The organism is Trujillonella endophytica (assembly GCF_900110555.1).
Taxonomy (GTDB): Bacteria; Actinomycetota; Actinomycetes; order Mycobacteriales; family Geodermatophilaceae; genus Trujillonella; species Trujillonella endophytica.
Genome location: NZ_FOEE01000007.1, coordinates 232,644 through 252,655 on the forward strand (window position 1 = coordinate 232,644; position 20,012 = coordinate 252,655).

Here is a 20,012-nt window from a genome sequence, read left to right on the forward strand (position 1 = left end):
CTCAGCCCCCGGCGCCGGGCGGCGGGACCGGCGGCGGCGGGGCCTCGGCGGGCACCGGGACGCCGCGCAGCGTCCCGGTCCCGTCCGGGGCGAGGACGAGGTGACCGGCGGTCCCGGCGGGGACGAGCCCCGCCGCCGCCGCGGCCTCCGCCAGCGCGGCCGGCGTGCCCGCGGCGATCACCTGCTGCTCCAGCCGCTCGAGCCGCTGGACGCGCTCGACGTTCTCCGCGCGCTGCTCGGTGGCGTTCAGCGAGTTCACCGCGATCGCCGTGTTGAGGAACAGCAGGGCCAGCGTCGTGCCCAGCAGCAGGCCCACGATCAGGAGCACGAACGGGGCGCGGCGCCCGGTGCCCGCGCCCACCACCGACCGGCGGCGCGGCTCGGCCACGACGGGTGCCGGCGCCTCGCGCGGGACCGGGCGCGAGGGGCGGGTGCGCAGCGCACCGGCCCGCACGGGGGCGGTGTGCGCGCGCCCCCGGACCGGGGCCACCGCCGGCCGCGGGCCGGTGGCCGGCCGCGGCGCGGGGGTGGCGGGGGTGGCGGCCTCGGGGGTGGGCCGGGGCGCCGCGGGGCGGGCGGCGGCCGCGCGGGGCGTACCGCTGCGGGGCGTGCCGGAGCGGGGCGTGCCCGAGCGGGGCGTGCCGGTGCGGGGCGTGCCGGTGCGCGGTGCCGGGCGCGCCGCCCGCGGGCTGCCGGAACGGGCGCCGTCGTCCTCGGGCCGGGGCGCCCGTGCCGCCGCGCTCATGCCGCCCGCCGGACCCGCTCGGCCGCGCGGACGCGCGCCGAGGCCGACCGCGGGTTGGCCGCCACCTCGGCGTCCGACGGCGCCTCGCCGCCGCGCGTGACCAGCCGCAGGACGGGGGCCAGCTCGGGCACGGGCACCGGGAACTCGGGCGGGGTCCGGTCGGCGGCGCCGGCGGCCAGCACCTGCTTGACGATCCGGTCCTCGAGGGAGTGGAACGTGATGACGACGACGCGACCGCCCACGGCCAGCGCGTCCAGGGCGGCCGGGAGCGCGCGCTCGAGCACGCCGAGCTCGTCGTTGACCTCGATGCGCAGCGCCTGGAAGGTCCGCTTGGCGGGGTGGCCCCCGGTGCGCCGCGTGGCCGCCGGGATGGCGGAGCGCACGAGCTCGGCCAGCCGGGCGGTCCGCGTGAAGGGCTCGCGGCGGCGCTCCCGCTCGATGGCCGAGGCGATCCGGCCGGCGAAGCGCTCCTCGCCGTAGACCCGCAGCACGCGGGCGAGCTCGCCGGCGCTGTAGGTGTTCACCACGTCGGCGGCGGTGCGGCCGACGGTGGGGTCCATGCGCATGTCGAGGGGGGCGTCGGCGGAGTAGCTGAACCCGCGGTCGGGGCGGTCCAGCTGCAGGGAGGAGACGCCGAGGTCGAACAGGATGCCCTGGACCTCGTCGATCCCGAGGGAGTCGAGCACCTGCGGCAGCTCGTCGAAGACGGCCGGCACGAGGGTGGCGCGGTCGGCGTGACCGGCGGCGGCGATCCGGCGGGCGGCCTCCGCGCGGGCGTCGGGGTCGCGGTCCAGGCCGATCAGGCGGAGCCCCGGATGGGCGTCGAGCATCGCGAGGGAGTGACCGGCGAGCCCGAGCGTGGCGTCGACGAGCACGGCCCCGGGGGCGGCGCAGGCGGGAGCGAGCAGCTCGGTCACGCGCTCGAGGAGCACGGGGACGTGCACCGCGCTGCTGCTCATCGTCGACTGCTCCTCGAACGGGTCGTGTGCGGGCTCGTCCCATGGTGGCGCGGAGCGCGGCGTCGGCGGGGTCAGCGGCCGGGCGGGTCGCGGATCGGCTGGTGCCGGTGGGGCCTGAGGTGCAGGGGGCGGTCTCGGGCGCCCCGCGGAGCGTTCGCCTGGCGCCGGGGAAGTGCGTCAGGAGGGGCTCCGCGGGGGCGCCGGAGTCCGCCGGGGTCCGGCCGGGGCCGGATCGCGACGTGCCGAGGGAAGTCGGCGGGCTCCGCGGGAGGACCGAGTCGCGGGGAAGGCGACTCGGGCCGGGCCGGTCGAGCCGCAGGGAAGACGGCTCGGTCGGGGGGTGCGGAGGAAGTCGCTGGGCGGTGCGGCTCAGGACAGGGTCGGCATCCCCTCGCTCTCCATCGCGGCGTAGGCGGCTTCCTGCTCGGCCACGTAGGAGTCCCACATGGCGGCGTCCCAGATCTCGAACCGGGTGTCGACGCCGACGACGACGACGTCCCGGTCCAGGCCGGCGTACTCGCGCAGGCTCGCCGGGATGGTGATGCGGCCGGTCTTGTCGGGCTCGACCTCGACCATCGAGCCGAAGCTCATGCGGGCCCGCATGCGGGCCTCGGCGGTGTCGGACGGCGCCATGGCGGCGGCGGTGCGGCTCTGCTCGGCGACCCGGGCCATGGTGAGGCCGTAGACGCAGCGCTCCTGGCCCTTCTTGATCACCATGCCGTCGCCCACGAGGTCGCGGAAGCGGACGGGGAGCGCGAGCCGGCCCTTCTCGTCGAGGCGCAACGGGTAGCTGCCGACGAACACCGGACCACCTCCCCCATGTCGTCCTCCCTGACTTCCCGCGGGGACCCGGGACGGGCCCTACCTCCCCACCGGGCCACACAGTAACCCACTGGCCCCCACTGGACACCACCTGACGCCATGTCGTGACCGCTTTCCCCCACCGGTCCCCGTGCAGGTCACCGGCCCGGCGCACGGTGCTGGCCGCCCGGACCCGGGGACGCCGCCGCGGCCGCCCGGGCCCCCTCTGCCGGGCCCCCGATCCGGCCGGATCGGGCCCGGTGGAGCCCCGGAGGGCCGCCGCGGGGGCGGGGTGGGGGCGGGTGGGGGCGACCGTGGGGCGCGGTGGGGCCGGAGGTGGGGCGCGGTGGGGCCGGGGCGCGATTCCCGGGCGGAGGCGCTCCCCTACCGCGACCCTCCGCCGGCGTGCGGGCAGCACCGAGGATGCGGGGCCCGGGCCGCCGCGTCCGGGACCGGCCGCAGGTGGCCTCCGCCACGTACCGTGAGCCGGTGACCGACGTGTACCGGCCCGTCCCCGCGGTCGACGTCGCCGCCACCGGCGCCCGGATCGCCGCCGCCATGGAGCGCGTCGTGCGCGGCAAGAGCGACCTCGTCCGGCTGTCCCTGGTGGTGCTGCTGGCCGAGGGCCACCTACTGGTGGAGGACGTCCCCGGCGTCGGCAAGACGACGCTGGCCAAGGCGCTGGCCGGATCGATCGACGCCAGCGTGCGCCGCATCCAGTTCACCCCCGACCTGCTGCCGAGCGACGTGACCGGCGTGGCGGTGTACGACCAGGAGTCCCGCGAGTTCGAGTTCAAGCCGGGGGCGGTGTTCGCCAACGTCGTCGTCGCCGACGAGATCAACCGCGCCTCGCCCAAGACCCAGTCGGCGCTGCTGGAGTGCATGGAGGAGCGGCAGGTCACCGTCGACGGCGTCAGCTACGAGCTGGCGCGGCCGTTCATGGTCGTGGCCACCCAGAACCCGATCGAGATGGAGGGCACCTATCCCCTCCCCGAGGCCCAGCGCGACCGCTTCACCGCGCGGGTGTCGATGGGCTACCCCGACCGGGACGCCGAGCTGGCCATGCTGGACGACCAGACCGGCATCGACCCGCTGAGCACGCTGCGGCCGGTCGCCGACGCGGCCGCCATCCGCGACCTGGTCGCCGCGGTCGGCGAGCTGCACGTGTCCGAGGCGGTCCGCCGCTACGTCGTCGCCCTCGTCGAGGCGACCCGGCGCGCACCGGAGCTGCGACTGGGCGCCTCACCGCGCGCGGGCCTGCAGCTGCTGCGCACCGCCCGGGCCGCCGCGGCGCTGGCCGGCCGCGACCACGTGCTGCCCGACGACGTCCAGGCGATGGCCGTGCCGGTGCTCGCCCACCGGCTGCTGCTGTCCGCGGACTCGGCGGCCGCCCGGCGCACCGGCGAGCAGGTGGTCACCGGTCTGCTGCGCACCACCCCCGTGCCCCGCGGGCGCTGACCGTGGCGCGCGGGCCGGTCGGTGCGGCGCTGGCCTCGCTGACCGTCCGCGGGCGATGCATGGTCGCCGTCGGGCTGACCCTGCTGGGGCTGGGCGCGCTGCTCGGTGAGCTGCCGCTGCTCCAGGTCGCCGTCTTCGTCCTGGCCCTGCCGCTGCTGTCCGCGCTGGGGGTGGCCCGGCGGCGGTTCCGGCTGTCCACCCGCCGCACGGTGACGCCGACCCGGGTGCCGCGCGGCGGCACGGCCGACGTCCTCCTCGAGGTCACCAACGCCGACCGGCGGGCGGGCGGGCTGTGGCTGCTGACGGAGCCGCTGCCGGTCGAGCTCGGCCCCGAGCCGACGTACGTGCTGGAGCGGCTGGCCGCCGGCACCACCGCGGCGCTGCACTACCGGGCCTCGGGCTCCCGGCGGGGCCGCTACCGGCTCGGGCCGCTGCGGCTGCGGCTGGTCGACCCCTTCGGGCTGGTGACGCGTTCGGTGACCGGCACCGACGCCGCGGAGCTGCTCGTGGTGCCGCGCGTGCGGCCACTGGCGGCGGCCGGGCCGGCGGCCGGGGTCGGCGGCAACGGCGAGGGGGCCCGGCGCTCGATCGCCGTCCACGGCGAGGACGACGTCAGCACCCGCGCCTACCGGCACGGCGACGACCTGCGGAAGGTGCACTGGCGGGCGACGGCGCGCACCGGCGAGCTGATGGTCCGGCTGGAGGAGCGCCCGTGGCGCTCCTCGGCCACCCTGCTGCTGGACACCCGCGCCCGGGCCCACCTGATCGCCCCCTCCGGCACGCCGGCGGCCGCCGCCGGGGAGGGGCCGGGCGACAGCCTGGAGTGGCTGGTCGAGGCCGCGGCCTGCATCGGCACCGCCCTCACCGCCCGGGGCGCGGCGCTGCGGGTGCTCACCGACGCCGGCGAGCTCCCCGCCACCGATCCCCGCCGCGGGCTGGCCGCCGACGAGCTCCTCGACCGCCTCGCCGTCCTCCAGCCCTCGCGGCGCGCCGACCTGTCCGGCCTGGCCGAGCTCACCGCCCGGGCCGGCGGCGACGGCCCCGTGGTGGCCCTGCTCGGTGCCGTCGGCGCCGCGGACGTCGCCCCGCTCACCCGGGCCCGTACCGGCCCGGGGGCCGGCCTGGCCGTGCTCGTGGACGTCGGCGGGTACGCCGCCACGACCGGCGGCGCGCGGGCCCGCCGCTCCTCCTCCGAGGCCGCCCGCTCGGCTCTCGCCCAGCAGCGGGAGGAGGCCGTCGTCCTCCTGCGCGACGCCGGCTGGCGGGTGGTCGTCGCCCGGGCCGGGGCGCCCGTGGAGGAGGCGTGGGCGGCGCTCACGTCGACCGGGGTCCCGGCGTGAGCGCGCCGTCGCCGGCCGCCGCGACGGTCCGGCAGGACGCCGGGACGACGCTGGCCGCCGCAGGGGCCACCGCGCTCGGGGCGGGCGCGCTGGCGCCGGTGTTCACCGACGACCGCTGGCTGCCCGGGGTCCTGGCCGCGGTGGCGGCGGTGTCCCTGGCCGGGCTGGCCCTCCGGCTGGCCGGGCCGGCGCTGTGGGGCTGGGCCTCGGGCGGCCGGCCGCCGTCGTCCCGGTGGGCCGCGCTGGGCGTGCCGATCGTGCCGATCGGTCAGCTCCTCGCGCTCGCCTGCGTCCTCACGGGCCTGTTCGCCCCGGAGCGCGCCGTGGCCCGGTGGGTGCCCACCCCGGAGAGCGTGGCCGACCTGGGCGCGGTCCTCGTCGACGGCAGCGCCCAGATCCGGGAGCAGTTCACCCCCGTCGTGGCGGTGTCCGGGCTGTGCGCGCTCACCGCGCTGATGATGGGCATCCTGGCGGTGGTCGTGGACCTCGTGGCGGTCGGCGGCCGGCAGCCGGCGCTGGCCGCCCTCGCCCTCCTCGTCGTGTTCTGCGTGCCGGTGAGCACCATCGACGGCGGCATCGGCCTGTGGCCCGTCGCGCTGCCGATGGCCGGACTGGTCCTGCTGCTCTGGGCCGACCAGCACCAGCGGCTGGCCTGGGCGCCCCGGCGGGCCGGGGGACCGCGCCGGGTGACCGGGGCCCTGACCGCCGTCCGCACCGGGCTGCTGGCCCTGGCCGCCGCGATGGTCCTGGGATCGCTGGTGCCCCGGCTCGGCGAGGGCGACTTCGCCGCGGCGTGGCCGTCGGGCTCGGACGGCCCGGGCGGCTCCTCGACGGGGACGTCGCTGGACCCCGCGGCCGCCCTGCAGGGCGAGCTCACCCGCGAGGACCCCATCGACCTGCTGCGGGTCCGGGCCTCGGCGCCCGATCCGGGGTACCTGCGGGCGGTCGCGCTGGACGTCTACGACCCGGAGCTGGGCTGGACCCTGGGCGGGCTCGACGGCGGGCGCTCCCTGGCGCGGGCCGAGGTGCTGGCGCCGCTGCCCGACGGTGCCCCCGGCCGGGAGGTCGAGGCCACGGTCACGGTGCTCGGGCACGACGACCAGTTCCTGCCCGTGCTCGCCTCCCCCCTCGCCGTCAGCCTCGACGGCGCCGAGGACTGGCGGTTCGACTCCTTCTCGGCGACGGTCTTCGCGCCGGACGTCACCACCGAGGACGACCTCACCTACCTCACCACCGGGGTGGAACCGCGGCCCACGCCCGAGCAGCTGGCCGGGGCGGGGCCGGTGTCCCCCGGCCGGCCGGAGGCCGCCCTCGGCGCCCCACCGCCGCTCGACCGCTCCGTGACCGATCTCGTGGCGGCGCTGACGGCGGACGCCGGCACCCCGGCCGAGGTGGTGCAGGCCGTCTACGGCTTCATGACCGACCCGGCGAACGGCTGGGAGTACAGCCTCGCCACCGAGCCGGGGACCACCGGCGACGACCTGGCCGACTTCCTGATCAACCGCCGCGGGTACTGCGAGCAGTACGCGGGCGCGATGGCGGCGCTGGTCCGCGCGGCCGGGATACCCGCCCGGCTCGTCCTCGGCTACACGCCCGGCATCCCGCAGGCCGACGGCAGCCGGGTGGTCACCAGCAACGACGCGCACGCCTGGGTCGAGGTCTTCTTCGACGGCCTCGGCTGGCTGCCCTACGACCCGACGCCGATCGACGCCGACCGAGCGGTCACCCTGCCCTGGGCGCCGCGCCCGCCGGACCTGGAGATGGACCCGCGGACCGACCTGCCGTCCGTGCCGCTCCCCGCGCCCGCTCCGGTGGTGCCCCCGGTCGACGCGGGGATCGGCGACGACGCCGCCGCCGCGGACGGGACGGGGACGCCGGATCGGCTGGCCACCACCCTGCGCGTGGCCGGCGGGGTGCTGCTCGCCGCCGCGCTGGTCGCGGCCCCGGCCGCCGTCCGGGTGCTGCAGCGGCGCCGGCGGCTGGCGGCCGGCAGCCCGGCCGCGGCGTGGGACGAGCTCGCCGCCACCGCCCGGGACCTGGGGCTGCCGTGGGATCCGTGGTGGACCCCCCGCCAGGTCGCCGCCCGCCTGGGCGAGACGCTGCCCCGCACGCCGGCGGTCGGCCGGGGCCTGCACCGCTCCGGCGGGGGGCGCGACGCCGACGCGCGCGCGGCGGTGGCCCGGCTGGCGGGCGCGGAGGAGTCGGCCAGCTACGCCCGGCCCGGGAGTGCCCCGGAGCCCGCGGACCTGGCGCAGGCGCTGCGCACGGCGCGCCGGGGGCTGCTGGCCGCCGCCGAGCCCCGGGTCCGGTTGCGGGCGCTGCTGTGGCCGGCGTCGGTGCCGGAGACGCTGCTGACCGGCCGCGGTGTGCAGCGGCTGCGCCGGATCGGGGCCGGGCGCCGTCCCCGGACCGCGGCCTGAGACGACGGCAGCCGCCGTCCCCGCGGGGACGACGGCTGCCGGGAGCCGGGCGGGCTACTGGTCGTAACGGCGGCGGAAGCGCTCTTCGAGCCGGTTCTTCAGCGGCGGACGGCGGGGCTTGCTGCCGCGACCGCCGCCGGCGGCCCCGCGGCCGCCGGGTGCAGCACCGGAGGTCTGCTCGGGGGCGCCGGTGGCCGATCGGTAGTTGAGGACGACGAGCGCCGCGCCGGCGAACATCACCACGAAGCCCAGGAACCCGAGGACGACCAGCTTGGCCACCCCGCCGATCAGCAGGGCCAGCCCGACGAGCACCAGGAGCGCGCCGAGTTGCAGCTTGCGCCGGGCCTTGAGCCGACGGTCGCCGGTCCGTACGGAGGAGGCGAACTTGGGATCGTCGTCGACGAGGGCGCGCTCGATCTGCTCCAGCAGTCGCTGCTCGTGCTCGGAGAGCGGCACCGGGACCTCCATGTGGGCGGAGCCATGGCCGTCGGAGGCTCCCGCCGACGGTGACACCGAGGATACGAGCCGATTGCGGGGCGCGAAAGGCGAGTCGTCCCCGACCCGCCGCCGAATCCCGCGAGATCACTCCCAGGGGTGCCCCGGGAGCCCGTCGGAGTCTCCACGACGGGTGCGGACACTGCGACGGTGGGCCTCCGGGAGGGCTCGTGGCCTCAGGGGGTCCGACGAACGGGGAGCGTCCGGGGTTCCCGTCGGCCGGGCGTGTCCCGGTCCCCGGCGTGCCGCAGGAGCGTGGCCGGGCGGACCGCTCCGGCGCCGAAGCGGCGGGCCGCGCGGTCGGCGGCGAGCTCGGCGTCGCGGCGGCCGTGCTCGCGCTCCCCCAGCTCGAGCTGCCGCGGCGTGGCACCGGCCTGGACCAGGCGCTCGGCGCGCACCCCGACCAGCCGGATCCGCGCCCGGTCCAGCCCGAGCGCGTCGAACAGGGCGCGGGCGGTCTCGTAGACCTCCTGCCCCACGTCGGTGGGGACGTCGAGGGTGCGGCTGCGGGTGATCGTGGTGAAGTCGGCGAAGCGAACCTTGATGCTCACCGTGCGGGCCAGCCAGCCCCCCGCCCGCAACCGGCCGGCGGTGCGCTCGGCCAGCCGCAGCAGCTCCCGGTGGATGACGGCGGGGTCGTCGACGTCGGTGCCGAAGGTCTCCTCGTGCCCGGCCGACTTCTCCGGCTCGTCGGGCACCACCCGGCGCGGGTCGCGCCCCCAGGCCAGCTCGTGCAGCGCGCCGCCGGCCGCCGCGCCGACCGCACGCTGCAGCGTGCGGGCGGGCACGTGCGCCAGGTCGCCGACGGTGCGCAGCCCCAGCCGCAGCAGCACCTCCTCCGTCTTGGCGCCCACCCCCCACAGCGCCCCGACCGGCAGCGGGTGCAGGAAGTCCATGACCTCGGCGGGGCGGACCACCAGCAGCCCGTCGGGCTTGGCGCGCGTGGAGGCCAGCTTGGCGACGAACTTGGTGCCGGCCACGCCCACCGAGCAGGTGATGCCCTGCTCGTCGAAGACCCGCGCCCGCAGGTACTCCCCGATCTGGGCCGCGTCGCCCAGCCGGCGGCCGGCGCCGGAGACGTCGAGGAAGGCCTCGTCCAGCGACAGCGGCTCGACCAGGGGCGTGACCGACCGGAACAGCGCCATGACCGAGCGGGAGACCTCGGCGTAGAGCGCCAGGTCCCCCGGCAGCACCGTGGCGGTCGGGCACAGCCGCAGCGCGCGGGCGGTGGGCATGGCGGCGTGCACCCCGTACCGGCGGGCCTCGTAGGTGGCCGAGGTGACCACGCCCCGGTTGCCCTGCCCGCCGACGATCACCGGCGTACCGGCCAGCTCCGGGTGCCGGCGGACCTCCACGCTGGCGAAGAAGGCGTCCATGTCCACGTGCAGCAGGGAGCACCCCTCCGCCCGGCTCGCCCCGCCCACACGCCCTCCTTCGAACTGGTGTTCGACCAGATGGGGAGGACAGTACGGCGCTCCGGGCGCCGCGTGCACGCCGGCCGCGTGTCGTGACCGAGCCGTTGCCGACGCGGAGGCGGGAACCGGATCTCCGCTGGTCGGGGCCGGTGTGTGAGAGCAGGATGATCGAGGTAAGGCACGTCCTGCGGGCCGCCGTCCGGTGGCCCACGAACGATGGGAGCAGCATGGCGCTCGACGACGACGACATGACCAGCGTGGCCGACGGTGGAGCCGATGGCGGCGCGGACGGCGGTGCGGACGGCGCGGCGGGTCACGGCCCGTCCGACGGCGGCGCGGCCGGTGGCGGCAGCGACGGCGGCGCGGACGGTGGCGCGGACAGCGGCGCCGGTGACGGTGGCGCCGACGGCGGTGCCGACAGCGGCGCCGGTGCCGGTGACGCCGGTGCCGACGGTGGCGCGGACAGCGGCGCCGGCGACGGCAGCGCGGGTGACGGTGGCGCCGACGGCGGTGCCGACGGCAGCGCCGGTGACGGCGGCGCGGACGGTTCGGCCTGAGCTCCTCCCCCGCCGGACAGGGCCGGCCGGTCGATGACCGGCCGGCCCTGCGCCGGTGCACCTCCCTCGACCCGCGGGTCTTCGCCGAGCAGTACTGGGCCCGCCGGCCGCTGCTGACCCCCGCCGCCGAGAGCGGCGCCGACTTCTCCGACCTGCTCGACCTCGCCGCCGTCGACGAGCTGCTCTCCCGGCGCGGGCTGCGCACCCCGTTCCTGCGGATCGCCCGGGACGGCGCCGTCGTCGACACCGCACGCTTCACCTCCTCCGGCGGCGCGGGCGCCGAGGTGGCCGACCAGGTCTCCCCCGACGCGGTCCTCCGGCTGTTCGCCGAGGGCAGCACCGTCGTCCTGCAGGGGCTGCACCGGCTCTGGCCGCCGCTGATCGAGTTCGCCGACGCCCTCGCGGCCGACCTCGGGCACCCGACGCAGGTCAACGCCTACGTGACCCCGCCGTCCTCGCGCGGGTTCTCCGCCCACTACGACGTGCACGACGTCTTCGTGCTGCAGATCGCCGGCGAGAAGCACTGGCGCATCCACGCCCCGGTGCACCCCGACCCGCTGCGCAGCCAGCCGTGGACCGACCACCGCGACGCGGTCGCCGCCGCTGCCGAGGGCGAGCCGGTGATCGACGCGGTGCTGCGCCCGGGCGACGTCCTCTACCTGCCCCGCGGGTACCTGCACTCCGCCACCGCGCTGGGCGAGGTCAGCGCGCACCTGACCGTCGGCATCCATCCGGTGACCCGGTGGGCCGCGGCCGAGGCCGCGCTGGACCTCGTCCGGGAGCTGGCCGCCGGCGACCCGGAGCTGCGCCGGTCGCTGCCGCTGGGGGTCGACCTGGCCGATCCCGCGGCCGGGGCCGACGACGTGTCCGCCGCCCTCGCGGGGCTGCGCGACTGGCTGGACCGGGTGGACCCGGCCGAGGTCGCCGACCGGGTGCGCAGCCGCACGTGGGCCCAGGTGCGCCCCGAGCCCGTCCCGCCGCTGGCCCAGGCGAGCGCCGCGGCCGCGCTGACGCCGGACACCGTGCTCACCCTCCGCCGCCGGCTGCGCTGCCAGCTGCGCGAACCCGCCGACGGCCGGGTGGTGCTGATCGGCGGCCGCCGCCGGCACGAGTTCCCGGCGAGCGCCGGCCCCGCGCTGGCCGCACTCGTCGCGACCGGTGAGCTCAAGGTCGCCGACCTGCCCGGCCTGGCACCGGCGGACCAGCTGACGCTGGCCCGCCGCCTCGTGACCGAGTCCGTGGTGGTCGTGGCCGATGCCGTGCTGCCCGGCGGGAACCGGTCAGGGCACGATGGGTCCCGTGACGGCGCTCTCGGGACAGGACGATGACCCGGGCGTTCCCGCCGACGTGACCGGCGCGGAGGCAGCCGGGGGCGCGGCGCGGTCCGCCCGCCCGGCGGGGAAGCTCGACGAGACGCGCTGCTCCGTGCGCGCGGCGAACCGGGGCGACTCCCCCGCCGCGACGGCCGCGCCCGCCCTCCGCTGGATCCTCATCGAGCAGCCCGGGCCGTGGGGGCGTGACGCGCTGACCCAGTCACGCCTGGACCCGGTGGCGGCCGGTCGCCTGGCGCAGCGCTCGCGCGCCGAGGGCGTGCGGGTGCTCCTCATCCGTCGGCCGGACGCGCGGGCCGGCCAGTCGGGGCGGCGCTGGGCCTACGTCGACGGCCGGGAGGGCCGGCGGGGCGCCTGGTGGTCGGTCCGGGAGTCCGACCTCGAGGTCGCCGACGCGCCGTGGGACGGCAGCGTGGGCGAGCCGCGCGAGGACCTCACCTACCTGGTGTGCAGCCACGGCGGGCACGACGCCTGCTGCGCGCTGCGCGGCCGGCCCGTGGCCCGCGGCCTGCTCTCCGCCGGCGCGGACGTGTGGGAGTGCAGCCACCTGGGCGGGGACCGGTTCGCCGCCAACGTCGTCGTCCTGCCGCTGGGGATCTACTACGGGCGGGTGCCCGACGACGGCGCGGACCTGCTCGCCGCGCACGAGAAGGAGCAGGTGGCGCTGCCCTGGCTGCGCGGGCGCGCCGGGCTCCCGCCGGCCGTGCAGGCCGCCCAGCACCACGCGCGCGCGGAACTGGGTCTGCTGGGCGTCGACGACCTCCCGGCCCGGCGGGCCACCCGGCTCACCCCGGCCGGCAACCCCGTGGAGCGCTGGGAGGTCGCGCTGGCCGGGGAGGACGGCGACGTCGTCGTCGAGCTGGAGTGCCGGCCCACCGAGACGGCGTTCCGGCTGACCTGCTCCGCGACGCACGACGCGCACGCCCGGGTGTGGGACGTGCTCTCCACCGCGGTCACCTCGGCCGGCCGGACCGTGACGACCACGGGGCGCCGCCGCCTCTGAGCCGCCGGCGCCGCCGCGCTCAGCGCTGCCTGCCCTCCCGGAACAGGGCGAGGGCCTTGTCGATACGCCGCTGCCGGGTCTCCGGGCTCTTGGCGCCCGCGACCGTGTCGCAGTGGTAGCGCTGCAGGCTGGTGGAGAGGGTGGCGAAGAAGGCCCCGGCGATCGCGTCGGCGGCCAGCGCGGCCGCGAGGTCCGCCGGGATCTCGACCTCGCGCGGGGTGTCGGCGACGGTGAGCGTGACCCGCACCGGATCCCCGCCGGCCAGCCCGGTCGCCTTCCGGACGGCGGCGCTCACGCTCACCATGCTGGTCCCGCCCATGACCCCGACCGTGGTCCGGTACCGGTGCCCGTTCAGGTCGACGAGCACCGGCGGCCGCCTGCCGGCGCCCAGCCGCTCGATCAGCTCGTCGGGCACGGCGATCCCGGTGTTGTTGCCGGTCGCGGTCAGCGTGGTCTCGAAGGTGACGCCGTCCGGTGCGGTCATCGGATCATCTCCTGGTCGAGGGCGCGGCCGTGGGCCACGAGCACGGGGATCGCGAGCTCGACTCCGGTGAGGGAGCCGTGATAGGCCGCCAGGCGGCTGGGGCCGGGTTCCTGGCGGGTGGCGGTGAGCGCCCAGGTGCCCCGCGCCAGCGCGACGACGTCGCCGACCCGCTCGGCCAGGGCGTCGTCGACCGGGCCGAACACGCCGCTGGCGAAGGCCTCGTCGCGGGAGACCACCCACGCGCGGGCGCCGAGGACCTCGCGCCAGCGCTGCACCACGTCGTCGGCCGCGCCCGGGATCGTGTGCGCGTAGCGGGCGCGGGGCTCGCCGGCGAGCAGCCGCACCCCGTCGAGCAGGCCGGGGGTCTCGTCGAGGTCGAGCCGGGTCCCGGCGGGGACGTCGATCATCCCGTGGTCGGCGGTCACGATCAGCGCCGCGTCGTCGGGCAGCCCGGCGACGACCTGCTCGACGAGCCGGTCGACCAGCGCGAGCTGCGCCCGCCAGGCCGGGGAGTCCACGCCGCGGACGTGGCCGGTCAGGTCCAGCTCGGGCGTGTAGCCGTAGGCGAGGGTGCGCGGGCCGGCGGCGACGGCCTGCAGCAGCCCGGCCGCGAGGTCGCCGCCGCTGACGGTGCCGGCGTAGGCCGCGCCCCGGTAGGCCGCGTCGGACAGGCCCGATCCGCGGTAGAGGTAGGGGGCGACGGTCGTGACGGTGACGCCGGCGCCGGCGGCCTGCTCGAAGACGGTGCGCTGCGACTGCCACGCCCGGGGGTCGGGGTCGTCGGTCCACTGGGTGTGGTTGAGGGTGCGGTCCTCCCCGGGCACCGCCGTGACGAAGCCGAGGACTCCGTGGCTGCCCGGCGGCAGGCCGGTGCCGAGCGTGGTCAGGCTGACCGGCGTGGTGCTCGGGCAGGGCGCGGAGACGTCGCCGACGGGGCTGGCCAGGGCGGCCAGCGTGGGCGCGATGGCGGCGTGCTGCCGGACGAGGTCGGCCCCCAGGCCGTCCACCAGCAGGACGGCGACGCGGCGGGCCCCGCCGAGCGCGGCGCCCAGCCCGAGCGGGTCGGCGGGCACGTTCCCGCGGTGCACCCGCACGCCGAGGGCCGCGGCCACTCCGGGGAGGACGTCGCCGAGCGTGGCGCGGCCGTACCCGGGGACGGCGAGGTCCGACGGGAGGGAACTGCTCACGGCCGGGTGGCGAGGACGTGCAGACCGGCGGCGGCGTCCCGGTACGGGGAGAGCTCCGCCAGCCGGAGCTCGAGGCGGCGCACCGCGTCGGGGTCCGCGCCGGAGGAGGCGTCGAGCAGGTCGGCCACGACGGAGACACCGCGCCACTCCCCCGGCTGCAGTCCGGCGTCGCGGACGAGCGCCAGCAGGTCCTCGGGACCGAACCGCCGGGCGGCCGGCCGGGTGCGGCCGGGCGCCGGGTCGCGGCCGTCGAGCAGGGCGAGGGCCTCGACGGGGTGGCCGCCGAGGGCGCGGGCGAGGACGGCGCCGGCGCGGTTGGCGGTCGCCACGCTCACCGTGCCGCCGGGTCGCACGGCGCGGGCGACCTCGCCGAGGGTGACCGCGGGGTCGTCGACGACCTCGAGCACGGCGTGGCACAGCGCCAGGTCGTAGTCGCCGTCGGCGCCGGGGGTCGCGGTGAGCGGCAGTTCGTGCAGGCGGTCGCCGTCGCCCTGCACGGCGCGCACCGAGCCGCCGACGCCGGCGGTGTCGGCGCGGCGGCGGAGGGTGGCGAGCGCGTCGGCGCTGGGGTCGACGACGGTGACCGAGTGGCCGAGCAGTGCCAGCGGGACGGCGAGGGTGCCGCTGCCGCCGCCCACGTCGAGGACCCGCAGCGGAGTGCCGGCCGCGACGAGCGGGTCGAGCGCGGCCCAGACGGCGGCGGTGCGGGCGGGCAGCTTCTCCGCGGCGGACGAGGCGGAGGCGGGGGGCGGCACCCGGCCGAGCCTAGTGGCGCCCCGCCCTCCGGCCCCGTCCAGAGGCTCGCGCCGAGCTAGCGAGGCGGGAGGGGGGCGGGGTCCTTCGTGGCGTCGGCGGCGCGTTCGAGGTCGGCGATCACGAGCTTGCGCATCGTGAACATCGCCTGGACGGCGCGCTGCCGCCGCTCCGGGTCCGGGTCGGCCTGCAGCTCCATCAGGCGGGTCGGCGTGACCTGCCAGGAGACCCCGTAGCGGTCCTTGAGCCAGCCGCACTCGCTCTCCTCGCCGCCCTCGGTGAGCCGGTCCCAGTAGTGGTCGACCTCGGCCTGGTCGGCGCACATGATCATGAAGGAGACGGCCTCGCTGAAGGCCCAGTCCGCCTTGCCGCCGTTGAGGGCCATGTACTCGGTGTCCCCGAGACGGAAGTTCACGGTCAGGACCTGCCCCTCCCGCTGCGGGTCCTCGGCGCCGAACCTGAGGGTGTCGAGCAGCTCGGCATCGGGCCAGATCGAGGTGTAGAAGCGGGCGGCCTCCTCCGCCTCGGTGTCGAACCACAGGCTGATCACGGTCTTCGGCATGGCGGTCGCTCCCCTCTCGGCGGCGTGCTGGTCGTCATGGGAGGACGGTCCGGGCACCCGGAACTCATCGCTGCGGAGTGCGACCCGCCAGCCACGCCGTCCAGTGCGGGCGGACGAGGTCGGCCAGCGCGGCGTACCCGGCGGCTCCCGGGTGGGCGCCGTCGCCCGCGGCGACCTCGCGCATCCAGGTCGGGTTCCCGGCCAGGTGCCCGACGACGGGCACGTGGGGCACCGCGTGCTCGGCGCAGACCTGCGCGAAGCGGTCGTCGAGGGCCGCGGTGCGTTCGGTGTGCGCGTCGTCGGCGACGGGCGGTGGGCCGACCACGAGCACCGGCCAGCCGGCCGCCGCCGCTCGATCGAGCATGCCGGTGAGGGCGGCCACCGACCGGTCGGGCGCCAGCCGGGGCACGCCGTCCTCGTGCGCCGTGTCGTTGACGCCGACGGAGAGCACGACCCGCGGCTCCCACGCCCCGCCCGCCAGGCGCGGCGTGCACTCGGCCGCCCACCGCGCGGCGACCTCGGCGCTGGTCTGCCGGCGCACACCGAGGACGTAGCGGGTCAGCGGCAGGCCGGCGCGCTCGCTGTCGGCGGCCAGCCTGCCGGTCCAGCCGAGGTGCTCGGGGTCGCCGACCCCGGCCACGAAGGAGTCGCCGACGAAGCAGATGCGCAGATCCCGGATCACGCACCCATCCTTCAGTGGCCGGAGCTGCCGGGGCTGGAGTGCCACAGCTTCCGCGGCGGGGCGGCGCCCCGCCCACTCGCCGCCCGGCGGGCCGCCGTGGCCGCGTCGTCGCCGGCCGGCTTGATGTCGGCGTAGGGCGACATCCGGAAGCCGGTCGGGTGGACCAGCACCGGCTTGACCACCACCGGCCGCGCCCCGTGGGAGGCCGCGGCCCCGGCGATCGCCTGGTCGGTGTACGCCCCCGGGGCCGCCATCTGCTCGGCGACCGCCGCCAGGCCGCCGGTCTCCCAGCTCTCGTGGAGGGCCGGCAGCTCCCACGCCCCGGTGGCCCGGATCGACACCCCGCGCGGCCCGGTGCGCCGCAGCACGCCGCGGATGACCAGCAGCCACGAGTGGAACACCGTCGCGGCGTAGGGACCCTGCACGTCCTCGAAGAAGGTGGAGTCGGTGCAGCCGGTGCCGTCGTCCAGGGTCACGAACACCACCCGCCGCCCGGAGCGGATCGGCGGGGTCTGGGTGGCCACCTTCACCCCGGCGACGAGCACCTCCGACCCGCTGCGGCAGGTCAGCAGCTCCCCCGCCGGCACCGCGCCGATCGCCGACAGGAAGCGGCGGTAGAAGTCGACGACGTGCCGGCTGGCGTCCAGCCCGAGCACCTCCAGCTCCGCGCGGACCAGTTCGGCGTCGGTGAACTCGGGCAGCCCGCTGCCGGCGGCCCAGCCCAGCGCCGTCTCCTCCGGCTCCTCCTCCCCGCCGCCGTCCTCCTCCGGCAGGTCCAGACCGAGCAGGTCCAGGCTCAGCTGGCCGACCGCGCCGGCCCGGGCGCCGCTGCGGCTCCACCGGTCCAGCTCGCTGATCTGCAGCAGCAGGTCGCGCCGGGTGACCGCCGACCGGCTGCGGGTGGGGCGCCCGGCCTCCCGGTCGCGGACCCCGAAGCCGTAGAGCGCATCGAACCCCCCGGCCAGCACCAGCCGCTCGACGACCGGCCGGGACGCCGACGCCCGCTGCCAGAAGTCGTTGAGCGAGCGGTAGGGCTGGCCGGCGACGACGCGGGCGACCTCGTCGTCGGAGATGCCCTTGACGTCGGCGAGGGAGAGCCGGATGCCGTAGCGGGAGGGGTCGGGCAGCGCGGGCGGCATCCACTCCGGCCGCCGCCACGCCTCGGGGGCGTCGCCGCCGCTCTCCTCCGGGTCCGGCTCCTCCGTGTCGAGCCGCTCCACCCGGTAGGTGGCCCCGGAGGCGTTGACGTCCAGGCCCAGCACCCGCACGCCGAAGTTGCGGGCGTCGTCGAGGATCAGCCGCTTCGGGTACATGCCCGGGTCGTGGGTGAGCACCCCGGCGAGGAAGGCCGCGGTGTGGTGGGTCTTCAGCCAGGCCGACTGGTAGGTGGGCAGCGCGAACGCCGCGGCGTGTGCCTTGCAGAAGCCGAACGAGCCGAAGGCCACCAGCACCTGCCAGACCTGCTCGACGACCCCGACCGGATAGCGCCGCAGGGCCTCCGGCATGAACCAGGTGCGCACCTCCTCGTGCTGGTCGCGGTCGCCCAGCGCCCGGCGCGCCTCGTCGGCCTGGGCGAGGTCGCAGCCGGTCATCTGCGCCACGATCTGCAGCACCTGCTCGTGGAAGACGACCACCCCGGCGGTCTGCTCCAGGTACGGGGCCAGGTCGGGGTGCGGGTAGACCGGCTCCCGCCAGCCGTTCCGGGCCATCAGGAACGGCGTCACCATGTCGCTCTTCACCGGCCCGGGCCGGAACAGCGAGATGTCGATGACGATGTCCTCGAAGGTCTGCGGCCCGAACTTGCCGACCAGCTCGCGCTGGCCCGGGGACTCGATCTGGAACATGCCCAGCGTGCGGGTGCTGCGGATCAGCTCGAACGTCGTCGGGTCGTCGCGCGGGATGGCGTCGATGTCGACCTGCTCGTGGTCCACCCGTTGCACTTCGGAGATCGCGTGCGCGATCGCCGACTGCATGCGGATGCCGAGCAGGTCGAGCTTGAGCAGCCCGAGCTCCTCGACGTCGTCCTTGTCGAACTGGCTCATCGGATAGCCGAGGTAGCTGTTCTCCACCGGGGTGCGGTCCAGCAGCGTGGCGTCGGACAGCAGCACCCCGCACGGGTGCAGGGCGATGTGCCGGGGCAGCCCGTCGAGCCGGGCGACGAGGTCGAACAGCAGGTCCAGATCGCCGCTGCCGCCGGAGCGCTTCGAGCCCATCCGGCTGGCGCGCAGCTCCGGGAGATCTTTGAGCGCGGCGTGCACCTGGTTGGCCCGGATGTGCGGAAAGGCCTTCGCCACGGCGTCGACCTCGGCCGGCGGCAGGCCGAGGGCGGCGCCGACGTCCCTGATGGCGTGCCGCACCCGGTAGGTGTCCATCATCGAGATGCAGCTGACCCGCTCGGCGCCGAAGCGGTCGAGGACCGCGTCGTAGACCTCCATCCGGCGGGCGGACTCCACGTCGATGTCGATGTCGGGCAGCTGGTGGCGCAGCGGGGAGAGGAACCGCTCCATCAGCAGGCCGTAGCGGATCGGGTCGACGTCGGAGATGCCGAGCAGGTAGGTGACCAGGCTGCCCGCGCCCGACCCCCGCGCCGCGGCCCGGACCCTCAATCTCGTGATGAGGTCGACCACGTCGGCGACGGTGAGGAAGTAGGACGGGTAGCCCAGCTGCTCGATGACGGCGAGCTCGTCGTCCAGCCGCCGCCGCACCTGCCCGGTCGGGGCCATGCCGCGGCGGCCCAGCCCGGCCTCGCAGCGGGCGCGCAGCACCTGCGCCGGCTCCAGCCCGGCCTCGGCGGGGGTGGTGACGACGTCGAGCTCGGGATAGCGCACGGTGCCGATGCCCAGGTCCTCCCGGACGTCGACCACGCACTGCTCGGCCAGCCGGGCGGTGCGCTCGAGCAGCCGCAGCGCCGCGTCCCGGTCGGGGCCCACGAGGTCCTCGGCGACCTCGGCCATCTCCTTGCCCGACTTCAGGTAGCCCTCCGCGGTGCGCCGGTCGACGTGCCGCTGGTCGAGGGCGACCAGCCGGCGGGAGGCGTCGAGCACGTCGGCGGTGGGCGCGTCGAGGGCGTCGACGTACCGGACGGCGTTGGTCAGCACCACCGGCACCCCGGTGTCCGCGGCGAACCGCAGCATCGCCTGGGCCCGGGACCGGTCGCCCCGGCCGCGGTGGTGCACGACCTCCAGCGCCAGCTGACCGGGCCCGAACACCGACCGCCAGGCCGACAGCCGGGCGGCGGCGACGTCGGCCCGGCCGGCGGCCAGCGCCCGCCCCACCGGGGAGTCCGGCCCCAGCAGCGCGACGAGCCCGAGCGGGTGCTCGGCGGCCAGTGCCAGCGAGCCGACCGGCTCACCGCGGGTGCCGCGCAGGTGGACGGCGCTGGTCAGCCGGCACAGCGACCGCCAGCCGGCGCCGTTCCGGGCCAGGAAGGTGACCCGGGGTAGGCGGGCGTCGACGGCGGCCCCGCCGCGCACCGGGGACCGGCGGCCACCCCTGCCGGAACCCTCACCCTCGACCGGATCGTCACGGTCGGGGGCCGGCGGGCGGCGGGCCCGGTGGCGCGCGCCCGCCACCCCGGTCGGCCCCGCACCGAGGGGGTGCGCCAGCGCCGGGGGGACGGAGCTGTCCACCGCCGGGGTCACCGCGAGGTCCACCCCGAACAGCGGCCGGATGTCGGCCGCCCGGCAGGCCAGCGCGAACTTCACCGCGCCGTAGAGGCCGTCGCGGTCGGTCAGCGCCAGCGCCCGCATGCCGTGCTCGGCGGCGCGAGCGACCAGGTCGGCGGGGTGGTTGGCCCCGTAGCGCATGGAGTAGCCCGAGG

17 protein-coding genes are annotated in these 20,012 nt (G+C 77.4%); 6 read left to right on the forward strand and 11 right to left on the reverse strand.

The window, feature by feature from the left end; all coding sequences use genetic code 11:
• Position 1 precedes the first annotated feature (1 nt).
• The 3 genes from ftsL to mraZ form a co-directional block, all read right to left on the reverse strand.
• Positions 2 to 745 carry a cell division protein FtsL gene (gene ftsL / locus BMY88_RS13095; RefSeq protein ID WP_091943824.1) on the reverse strand — a complete coding sequence of 248 codons (744 nt, stop codon included), beginning with the start codon at positions 743 to 745 and terminating at the stop codon, positions 2 to 4.
• Positions 742 to 1,704 carry a 16S rRNA (cytosine(1402)-N(4))-methyltransferase RsmH gene (gene rsmH / locus BMY88_RS13100; protein WP_091943826.1) on the reverse strand — a complete coding sequence of 321 codons (963 nt, stop codon included), beginning with the start codon at positions 1,702 to 1,704 and terminating at the stop codon, positions 742 to 744. The genes ftsL and rsmH overlap by 4 nt, the downstream gene beginning before the upstream one ends.
• Before the next feature lie 369 nt (positions 1,705 to 2,073).
• Positions 2,074 to 2,508 carry a division/cell wall cluster transcriptional repressor MraZ gene (gene mraZ / locus BMY88_RS13105; RefSeq protein WP_091943828.1) on the reverse strand — a complete coding sequence of 145 codons (435 nt, stop codon included), beginning with the start codon at positions 2,506 to 2,508 and terminating at the stop codon, positions 2,074 to 2,076.
• A 486-nt stretch (positions 2,509 to 2,994) separates the two neighbouring features.
• On the opposite strand from mraZ, the gene BMY88_RS13110 reads away from it, so the two are divergent.
• Genes BMY88_RS13110 through BMY88_RS13120 form a run of 3 tightly spaced genes read left to right on the forward strand, consistent with a single transcriptional unit; the run spans position 2,995 to position 7,723 of the window.
• Entirely contained in the window at positions 2,995 to 3,963 is a 969-nt protein-coding gene (locus tag BMY88_RS13110; protein ID WP_244524662.1) for an AAA family ATPase, read from the forward strand.
• Between the two features lie 2 nt (positions 3,964 to 3,965).
• Complete coding sequence (locus BMY88_RS13115) at positions 3,966 to 5,303, forward strand: DUF58 domain-containing protein (RefSeq protein ID WP_244524663.1); 1,338 nt, start codon at positions 3,966 to 3,968, stop codon at positions 5,301 to 5,303.
• Positions 5,300 to 7,723 carry a transglutaminase TgpA family protein gene (locus BMY88_RS13120; protein WP_091944009.1) on the forward strand — a complete coding sequence of 808 codons (2,424 nt, stop codon included), beginning with the start codon at positions 5,300 to 5,302 and terminating at the stop codon, positions 7,721 to 7,723. The genes BMY88_RS13115 and BMY88_RS13120 overlap by 4 nt, the downstream gene beginning before the upstream one ends.
• Positions 7,724 to 7,777: 54 nt before the next feature.
• On the opposite strand, the gene BMY88_RS13125 is transcribed toward BMY88_RS13120, so the two are convergent.
• Both BMY88_RS13125 and dinB read right to left on the reverse strand, forming a co-directional pair.
• Positions 7,778 to 8,179: a DUF3040 domain-containing protein gene (locus BMY88_RS13125; RefSeq protein ID WP_091944012.1), complete on the reverse strand. Its 402-nt coding sequence runs from the start codon at positions 8,177 to 8,179 to the stop codon at positions 7,778 to 7,780.
• Positions 8,180 to 8,394: 215 nt separating this feature from the next.
• Positions 8,395 to 9,642 carry a DNA polymerase IV gene (gene dinB / locus BMY88_RS13130; protein WP_244524664.1) on the reverse strand — a complete coding sequence of 416 codons (1,248 nt, stop codon included), beginning with the start codon at positions 9,640 to 9,642 and terminating at the stop codon, positions 8,395 to 8,397.
• Positions 9,643 to 9,860: 218 nt separating this feature from the next.
• Between dinB and BMY88_RS13135 the strand changes: the two genes are divergently transcribed.
• The 3 genes from BMY88_RS13135 (at position 9,861) to BMY88_RS13145 (ending at position 12,524) form a co-directional block, all read left to right on the forward strand.
• Positions 9,861 to 10,190 carry a BatC protein gene (locus BMY88_RS13135; protein WP_091943831.1) on the forward strand — a complete coding sequence of 110 codons (330 nt, stop codon included), beginning with the start codon at positions 9,861 to 9,863 and terminating at the stop codon, positions 10,188 to 10,190.
• 284 nt (positions 10,191 to 10,474) lie between these two features.
• Positions 10,475 to 11,518, forward strand: coding sequence for a cupin domain-containing protein (locus tag BMY88_RS13140; protein ID WP_342008899.1), 1,044 nt, complete (start codon positions 10,475 to 10,477; stop codon positions 11,516 to 11,518).
• Positions 11,481 to 12,524 carry a ferredoxin family protein gene (locus tag BMY88_RS13145; RefSeq protein WP_091943836.1) on the forward strand — a complete coding sequence of 348 codons (1,044 nt, stop codon included), beginning with the start codon at positions 11,481 to 11,483 and terminating at the stop codon, positions 12,522 to 12,524. The genes BMY88_RS13140 and BMY88_RS13145 overlap by 38 nt, the downstream gene beginning before the upstream one ends.
• 19 nt (positions 12,525 to 12,543) lie before the next feature.
• On the opposite strand, the gene BMY88_RS13150 is transcribed toward BMY88_RS13145, so the two are convergent.
• The 6 genes from BMY88_RS13150 to BMY88_RS13175 form a co-directional block, all read right to left on the reverse strand.
• Positions 12,544 to 13,008 carry a YdeI/OmpD-associated family protein gene (locus BMY88_RS13150; RefSeq protein WP_091943837.1) on the reverse strand — a complete coding sequence of 155 codons (465 nt, stop codon included), beginning with the start codon at positions 13,006 to 13,008 and terminating at the stop codon, positions 12,544 to 12,546.
• A complete protein-coding gene (locus BMY88_RS13155; RefSeq protein ID WP_091943838.1) occupies positions 13,005 to 14,195 on the reverse strand; it encodes an alkaline phosphatase family protein in 1,191 nt (396 codons plus the stop codon). Before BMY88_RS13155 ends, BMY88_RS13150 begins: the two co-directional genes overlap by 4 nt.
• Positions 14,192 to 14,950, reverse strand: coding sequence for a class I SAM-dependent methyltransferase (locus BMY88_RS13160; protein ID WP_091943840.1), 759 nt, complete (start codon positions 14,948 to 14,950; stop codon positions 14,192 to 14,194). The genes BMY88_RS13155 and BMY88_RS13160 overlap by 4 nt, the downstream gene beginning before the upstream one ends.
• Positions 14,951 to 15,006: 56 nt before the next feature.
• Positions 15,007 to 15,510, reverse strand: coding sequence for a VOC family protein (locus BMY88_RS13165; protein ID WP_091943842.1), 504 nt, complete (start codon positions 15,508 to 15,510; stop codon positions 15,007 to 15,009).
• A gap of 64 nt (positions 15,511 to 15,574) precedes the next feature.
• Entirely contained in the window at positions 15,575 to 16,192 is a 618-nt protein-coding gene (locus BMY88_RS13170; protein ID WP_091943843.1) for a GDSL-type esterase/lipase family protein, read from the reverse strand.
• 11 nt (positions 16,193 to 16,203) lie between these two features.
• Positions 16,204 to 19,998: a DNA polymerase III subunit alpha gene (locus BMY88_RS13175; protein ID WP_428978319.1), complete on the reverse strand. Its 3,795-nt coding sequence runs from the start codon at positions 19,996 to 19,998 to the stop codon at positions 16,204 to 16,206.
• Between the last annotated feature and the right edge of the window lie 14 nt (positions 19,999 to 20,012).